Annotated in this window: 7 protein-coding genes; 5 read left to right on the forward strand and 2 right to left on the reverse strand. The window is 66.1% G+C overall.

What is annotated here, in order from left to right; genetic code table 11:
* Window positions 1-438 precede the first annotated feature (438 nt).
* Together JHD07_RS18880 and JHD07_RS18885 are read left to right on the forward strand one after the other, a co-directional pair.
* The gene (locus tag JHD07_RS18880) at window positions 439-1,680 is read left to right on the forward strand and encodes an IS110 family transposase (RefSeq protein ID WP_291624660.1); all 1,242 of its coding nucleotides are present in this window, start codon (window positions 439-441) and stop codon (window positions 1,678-1,680) included.
* 61 nt (window positions 1,681-1,741) lie between these two features.
* Window positions 1,742-2,080 carry a GIY-YIG nuclease family protein gene (locus tag JHD07_RS18885; RefSeq protein ID WP_291624673.1) on the forward strand — a complete coding sequence of 113 codons (339 nt, stop codon included), beginning with the start codon at window positions 1,742-1,744 and terminating at the stop codon, window positions 2,078-2,080.
* A gap of 57 nt (window positions 2,081-2,137) precedes the next feature.
* Here JHD07_RS18885 and JHD07_RS18890 read toward each other — a convergent pair whose 3' ends face one another.
* Together JHD07_RS18890 and JHD07_RS18895 are read right to left on the reverse strand one after the other, a co-directional pair.
* Window positions 2,138-2,470 (reverse strand): hypothetical protein, encoded by a 333-nt coding sequence (locus JHD07_RS18890; protein ID WP_291624661.1) that lies wholly within the window; start codon window positions 2,468-2,470, stop codon window positions 2,138-2,140.
* The gene (locus JHD07_RS18895) at window positions 2,467-3,258 is read right to left on the reverse strand and encodes a thioredoxin family protein (RefSeq protein ID WP_291624662.1); all 792 of its coding nucleotides are present in this window, start codon (window positions 3,256-3,258) and stop codon (window positions 2,467-2,469) included. Before JHD07_RS18895 ends, JHD07_RS18890 begins: the two co-directional genes overlap by 4 nt.
* 90 nt (window positions 3,259-3,348) lie before the next feature.
* Here JHD07_RS18895 and JHD07_RS18900 point away from each other — a divergent pair, with 90 nt between their 5' ends.
* From JHD07_RS18900 to JHD07_RS18910, 3 genes are all read left to right on the forward strand, one after another.
* The gene (locus JHD07_RS18900) at window positions 3,349-4,569 is read left to right on the forward strand and encodes a helix-turn-helix domain-containing protein (protein ID WP_291624663.1); all 1,221 of its coding nucleotides are present in this window, start codon (window positions 3,349-3,351) and stop codon (window positions 4,567-4,569) included.
* A gap of 27 nt (window positions 4,570-4,596) precedes the next feature.
* A complete protein-coding gene (locus JHD07_RS18905; RefSeq protein ID WP_291624664.1) occupies window positions 4,597-5,232 on the forward strand; it encodes a PQQ-binding-like beta-propeller repeat protein in 636 nt (211 codons plus the stop codon).
* A 137-nt stretch (window positions 5,233-5,369) separates the two neighbouring features.
* Window positions 5,370-6,851: DUF4403 family protein (locus JHD07_RS18910; RefSeq protein WP_291624665.1), on the forward strand; the 1,482-nt coding region annotated here is incomplete at its 3' end.

The raw sequence follows: 6,851 nt of genomic DNA on the forward strand, positions 1-6,851 counted from the left end.
GCCTATCGGCGGGCCCTCAGGATGAGGGCGGAGTGCGCGGTCGCAATTTATCCGTGGTACTTGCGCTAGGTCCTAGCTGCCAGTTAGCCTCATCCTGAGCCCCCAGCGCCAAAACCGGCGCTGCACATGGACCATGAACACGGTATCGTGGGGTGCGGAGCTCCGCCGGGAGACAGTGTAACTGCTTGATCCTCTGGTGCACCTGGTTGCCCGGTCCTGAGGCTGGTTCCGATCGCAGGCGATTGCACATTTTGGCGAGCATTGCGCTTCCCGTTGGAGAGGTTTGCAGTTCCTAGAGTGTGATCGGGCTCTCGGCGGGCTTCGCAGCGTGACAGCATGGGAGTCCTGGATGAGCAGTTTGACGGTGTTGGATCCGCGTGCAGCTTTTGTCGATGTCGGCAGCGAGAAAATGCATGTGTGATCGCGGGTGGACCGCCCGTGGTGTTCGGCACGGTGACCTCGCAGCTGCATGCGCTGCGTGACTATTTGGCCGAACATCAGGTGCGCTCGGTCGCGATGGAAGCGACCGGGGTCTATTGGTTGCCGCTCTATGGGGTTCTGGAGGCCGCGGGCCTGGAGGTGGTCATGGTCGACGGTCGCCAGACCCGCAATCTTCCGGGGCGGAAGACCGACATGAAGGACTGCCAGTGGGGGGCCACGCTGCATGCGCATGGCTTATTGCGTGCGGGCTTCGTTCCCCCGGCCCATGTCCGGCGTCTGCAGGACTACCTGCGCCTCCGCGGGGAACACATCGCGACGGCCGCTGGACATGTCCAGCACATGCAGAAAGCGCTGGAGCGGATGAACGTCAAACTGCACGAGGTCATCAGCTCTCTGACGGGGGCGAGCGGCCTGGCCGTGATCCGGGCTATTCTCGCCGGTGAACGCGATCCGCAGGTCCTGTTGGGTCTATGCGATGTTCAAATCCGCAAGGTCAAGGCTGAGCGCGTCGTCGAATCGTTGCGCGGCAACTGGGCCGAGGAGCACTTATTCGCCCTGGAGCAAGCCGTTCAAAGCTGGGACCATTATCAGGACCTCATCGCCGCTTGCGATCGCCAGATCGAGGTTGTCCTTCGCCAGATGCCGGACACAAAGGTGCCGCCGTCGGAGACCTCGAGACGAAGAGGAAAACGGCGCACGCGGCCGGGTGTCAACGCGCCGGACATCGCGGATTTGCGGGAGGTTCTCGCGCAGATCTGTGGCGCCAAGGATCTGACGACACTTCCTGCCCATACCGAGTATAGCGTTTTGCAGCTGATCGGCGAAGTTGGCACGGACCTGACCAAGTGGCGGACAGAAAAGCACTTTACCTCGTGGCTGGGGCTTGCGCCCGGAAGCGCTCAAAGCGGCAAACGCAAAGGCCGGGTCAAACGTCACCGCAACCGAGCCGGCCAGATTTTTTGTGTGATGGCTCGTGCCTTGGCCCGTAGCAAACACGTCGCGCTCGGCGGCTTCTACAGGCGGATGGCGGCACGGCGAGGCGGCTTGGTGGCGAACAAGGCCCTTGCGAGAAAACTAGCCACGCTGTTCTGGCGCGTGATGGTCAAAGGCCTCGACTTCGTTGAGACCGGCGTGGCGCAATACGAGGCCAAGGTATTGGAAACCAAGCACCGCATTCTGCGCCGACTGGCTCGCCAACTCGGCCAGCAAATCGTTCCCAATCCAGCAGCCGTCGTCTGACGGGTGGTTCATGGAGAGGAGCGCGCCCTTCGCGCGCGTCTCGAAGGACGAGGCGTTCACGATGACGAGCGGCGCGTGGCTCTACATTCTCAGATGCGCCGACGGCAGCTACTATATCGGTACGACCCGCACCGAACTCGACATCAGGGTCGCGCAACACAACGCCGGCACGTTCGAAGGCTACACGAAGTCGCGGCGCCCCGTGACACTGGCCTTCTCGCAATGGTTCGACCGCATCACTGACGCCATCGAATGCGAGCGCAAGCTCAAGAAGTGGAGCCGCGCCAAGAAGGAAGCCTTTATGCGCGGCGATCTTGCCGAACTCCGTGAGCTGGCAAAGCGAGGATCACATCATCCTTCGAGACGCCCGCCTGCGGCCGGCCCTCAGGATGAGGACTGAGAGTGCTGCTACAGAGACGTCGGCTACACTTGCGCCATGCAGCACCGCCAGTTAGCCTCATCCCGAGGAGCGCGCCCTTGCGCGCGTCTCGAAGGACGAGGCGTTCACACCGGCCGAGGGCTTATCGGCTGAGCGCGCTCCAACCACCGCGATCAGTTTGAGCCACGCCGCGCCGTGAAACGCGCTCATCAGGAGATACATCGGCACCATCCCGCCGAGCAGAGAGCCCTGCCCGGCGCCGCACATCGCGTTCGCCGGGCCGCCGCTCAAAGCCGTCAGCAGCGCCATGATCGCGAAGGTGGGCGTGGCCGCCAACGCCAGCCATCCGGCGAGGCGGCGCGCGGCGGCGACGCCATCGAGCCTGGGGACCGCGCTGACCGGCCCCGTCATGCCCGCTCTCCCGCCGCCTCCTCGCGAAACGCCTTCTCGCCGGCATCCGAGATTTCCACCCATCTCTTGTCCGGCGCCGCGCCTTCCGTGTAGCTGTCGTGCCAGTTCCACCATTTATAGGTCGGCGTCTGCGGATAGCCCTGCGGCGAGTCCTCCCACACCTCCTGGCGGCCGAGCGGGGTGATGTCGAGATAGTTCCAGGTGCCGCCCATCTGCTCGTCGCCGCGACTCTTGACGAAATAGGTGCGGAAGATGCGGCTGCCGTCGCGATAGAACACATTGGTGCCGTGCCATTCGCCGACGCCGAAATCGGCATCGAAGCCGTCGGTGATGGTGACCCACGGCATGGTCCAGCCCATCCGCTGCTTCAGCCTGATGATGTCGGCTTGCGGCGCGCGGGAGGCGAGCACGAGCGTGGTATCTCGGGCGTTGAGATGCGCGACATGCGCGACCTGGTCGGCGACCATGGAACAGCCGCGGCAGGCGTGATCGGGCCAGCCGAACACGCCGGGCTCGAAGAAGGCGCGGTAGACGATCAGCTGCCGCCGGCCCTGGAACAGGTCGTGCAGACTGAGCTTGCCGCCGGGCCCCTCGAACGCATAGGTTTTGTCGATAGCCATCCACGGCATGCGCCGACGCTCGGCAGCCAGGGCATCGCGGGCACGGGTATGCGCCTTTTCCTTCGCAAGCAATTGCAGACGCGCCGCCTCCCAGTCCTGAGGCGACACCACCGGCGGCGTCTGCATGGCGGTCTGTCCGCTGGTTCCTGCGTTCTCAACTGATGTCATGAAGACTCTCCAAATTCATCTGCGCTCCTGCCAACGATGTTTGCCAGCTCGCGGCTGGGTGGTGGGAGTAACAAGTGTGGCGCGATTGACATGGAATCGCTGATCACGGCCGCAGCGCGCGCGTTGGAGGCCGGCGATCCGCTCGGCGCGCTGAACCGCGTCGCGCTGCGCAACGATGCGCCGTCGCTGGCGCTGCGCGGCATCGCGATGGCGCAGCTCGGCGATCTCGGCAAGGCGAAGACATTGCTGCGCACGGCGGCGCGTGCCTTCGGGCCGCGCGAGGCGGTGGCGCGCGCACGGTGCATCGTGGCGGAAGCCGAGCTCGCGCTGGTCTCCCGCGAGCTGAACTGGCCGGTCAAGACGCTCGCGGCGGCGCGCGCGACGCTCGAAAAGCACGGCGATCTCGCCAACGCCGCCCATGCCGGCCATATCGAGGCGCGCCGGTTGCTCCTGATTGGACGCCTCGACGAGGCCGAGCGTATCCTGGTCGAGATCCGTCCGGCGCGGCTCCCGCCCGCCTCCCAAGCCGTCCGCGAGCTCGTGGTGGCCGGCATCGCCATCAGGCGGCTCAGGACGAAAGACGCGCGCGCGGCCCTCGGCCGCGCGGCGCACGCCGCGGGGTTGGCGGAAATCCCGGCACTCGCGGCTGAGGTCGACAGCGCGAACCTCGTCCTCGACACGCCGGCAGCACGCCTGATCGCACGCGGCAGCGAAAAGCCGCTCCTGCTCGGAGAGGTCGAGAGGCTGGCGACCTCGACGGCGTTCGTCGTGGACGCTTTCCATCACGTGGTACGCAGGCGAGGCGTCGTCGTGCCGCTTGGAACGCGGCCTGTGCTGTTTACGGTGGCGCGTCTGCTGGCGCAGGCGTGGCCCGCGGATGTCTCGCGAGAGACGCTGATATCGGGCGCCTTTCATGCCAGGCACGCCGACGAATCGCACCGCGCACGCTTGCGCGTCGAGATCGGACGTCTCCGTACCAAGCTCAAAGCTCTCGCCGACATCAGCGCGACGAAACAGGGCTTCGTGCTCGCGCCGCGGAAGACGCGCGACGTCCTCGTTCTGGCGCGGCCCAATGAGGAAAAGCACGCCGCTGTTCTGGCCCTTCTCGCCGACGGCGAGCCATGGTCGAGCTCGGCGCTCGCACTTGCGCTTCGCATCAGCCCGCGCACCGTGCAGCGCAGCCTCGACGAGCTGGCGCGGTCGGGCAAGGTGCAGTCGTTCGGACACGGACGGTCGCGCCGCTGGATGACGCCGCCCGTTCCGGGTTTCCCGACAGGCTTGTTACTCCCTGCCCCGCTCCTGGCGACGTAGGATGCGCGCAGCAAAGGGATCGAGCACATGAAACGTTCAGCCGCCGAGATCGTCACAGAGTATGGGCCCTTTCCAGGAGTCGAGGACGTGCATGGCGTCACTTATGACGGCAGGCATGTCTGGTTCGCCTCCGGCGACAAGTTGAACGCCTTCGATCCGGCCGACGGCAGGATCGCGCGCTCCATCGACGTCGCCGCGCATGCGGGAACGGCGTTCGACGGCCGCCACCTGTTCCAGATCGCCGAGGATCGCATCCAAAAGATCGACGCAGCCTCGGGCAAGGTGCTCGGCACGATTCCGGCGCCGGGCGGCGGCGGCGATTCCGGTCTTGCCTGGGCCGAAGGCTCGCTCTGGGTCGGGCAATATCGCGAGCGCAAGATCCATCAGGTCGATCCCGAAACGGGAAAGGTCCTCCGCACCATCGAAAGCATGCGCTTCGTGACCGGCGTGACCTGGGTCGACGGCGAGCTCTGGCACGGCACCTGGGAGAACGAGCAGAGCGATTTGCGGCAGATCGACCCGGAAACGGGCAAGGTGATCGAGCAGCTCGACATGCCTGCCGGGACGATCGTGTCGGGGCTGGAGTCCGACGGCAGCGACCGCTTCTTCTGCGGGGGCGGCAATCGCGGCAAGGTGAGAGCGGTCCGCCGTCCGAGGCGTTAATCCTTATCGTGATTCAGGCCCGGCCAGCGCGCGTTCTCAGCTGTTAACCTGTTCGCCCCAATTCCACCCCATCGGTGCGCTCTAGCGCCGTCCTTGCCCGCCCTGTAAAATCCCCGCCGGGGCGGCTTGGGGGATTGATGCGTCTGACATTGAACCTGAAGACTATCGTAATCGGGGTCGCAGTGCTCGCGGCGTCGTTCTTCATCAGCCTGAAGGCGATGGACTGGCTCGCGCCGCGCGCCGCCAACCCGGCGCCGCCCGTCGCGCAACTGCCGCCGCTGCCGCCGGCGTCGAAGAGCTCTATCGTGGTCGCGCCGGTCGCCATCGCGCTGTCTGCGATCCGCGAGCAGGCCGAGAAGGCGGCGCCGCGCAATTTCGCCGGCAAGGCCGACAACCCGATCTCGCAGATCCTGGAGAACGCCGACATCGGTTGGTCCGCGGTGCGCGGCCCGATGGCGACCACCGGCGACAAGGACGTGCTGACGATCTCGACGCCGCTCACCGGCAAGCTCAACGTGACGGGTTCGCTGTCGTCGAAAGCCACCGGCGCGCTCGGCGATGCACTCGGCAGCGTGCTCGGCGGTGACGCCGCGAAGCGGATCGGCGCGGTGAACATCAAGAACCTGAATGCCAGCGCCGAGATCAAGGGCAACGTGGTCGTCACCTCGCGCCCCAAGCTCGCCGCCGCCTGGCATCTGGAGCCCAATCTCGGCGCCCAGGTCAATCTCGGCGACACCAACCTCAACGTCGCCGGCGCCAAGGTCAACGTGCCGGCGCAGGTGAAGCCGCTGATCGACAAGAATGTCGGCGAGCAGATCAACATCGTCTCCGAACGCATCCGCAACGATCCTTCGCTGCGCGAGAATGCCAAAGTGCAGTGGGCCAAGGCCTGCCGCTCGATCCCGCTGCAAGGCTCGGGCTCCGCACTGCCGCCACTCTGGCTCGAGATGAGGCCGATCCGCGCCATCGCGGCGCAGCCGCGCGTCGACGCGCAGGCCGTGACCCTGCTGCTCGGCCTAGAGGCCGAGACACGCGTCACCGCGACGCCGACCAAGCCCGACTGTCCCTTCCCCGACAAGATCTCGATCGTGCCGCCGACCGGCACGGGCGTGAACATCGGCGTGCCGATCGACGTGCCCTTCACCGAGATCAACAAGCTGATCGCAGCGCAGATGGTCGGCCGCACCTATCCCGAGGACGGCTCCGGCCCGGTCGACGTCACCGTCAGGAGCGTCAACGTGACGCCATCGGGTGAGCGGTTGCTGATCTCGCTTCTGGTGCGCGCCAAGGAGAAGAAAAGCTGGTTCGGCCTCGGCGCGGAGGCGACCGTGCACATCTGGGGCCGGCCGGTGCTGGACCAGGCGCAGCAGACGCTGCGACTGACGGACATCGAGCTCGCGGTGGAATCCGAGGCCGCCTTCGGCCTGCTCGGCGCCGCCGCGCGCGCGGCGGTGCCGCAGATGCAGCAGGCACTGCTCCAGAGGGCGACGCTCGACCTGAAGCCGATCGCTGCCAACGCGCGCGAGAAGATCGCCGCCGCGATCGCCGACTACCAGAAGAGCGAAGATGGCCTCAAGGTCGATGCCAGGATCGACAGCCTGACGCTTGCCGACATCGCC

The sequence above is a fragment of the Bradyrhizobium sp. genome, from assembly GCF_016462955.1.
In the GTDB taxonomy this organism is placed as follows: domain Bacteria; phylum Pseudomonadota; class Alphaproteobacteria; order Rhizobiales; family Xanthobacteraceae; genus Bradyrhizobium.

Excerpts from the sequence above, each read along its gene's own strand:
- JHD07_RS18890 (WP_291624661.1), bottom strand. The coding sequence starts at position 2,470 with ATGACGGGGCCGGTCAGCGCGGTCCCCAGGCTCGATGGCGTCGCCGCC.
- JHD07_RS18900 (WP_291624663.1), top strand. The coding sequence starts at position 3,349 with ATGGAATCGCTGATCACGGCCGCAGCGCGCGCGTTGGAGGCCGGCGAT.
- JHD07_RS18905 (WP_291624664.1), top strand. The coding sequence starts at position 4,597 with ATGAAACGTTCAGCCGCCGAGATCGTCACAGAGTATGGGCCCTTTCCA.
- JHD07_RS18895 (WP_291624662.1), bottom strand. The coding sequence starts at position 3,258 with ATGACATCAGTTGAGAACGCAGGAACCAGCGGACAGACCGCCATGCAG.
- JHD07_RS18885 (WP_291624673.1), top strand. The coding sequence starts at position 1,742 with ATGACGAGCGGCGCGTGGCTCTACATTCTCAGATGCGCCGACGGCAGC.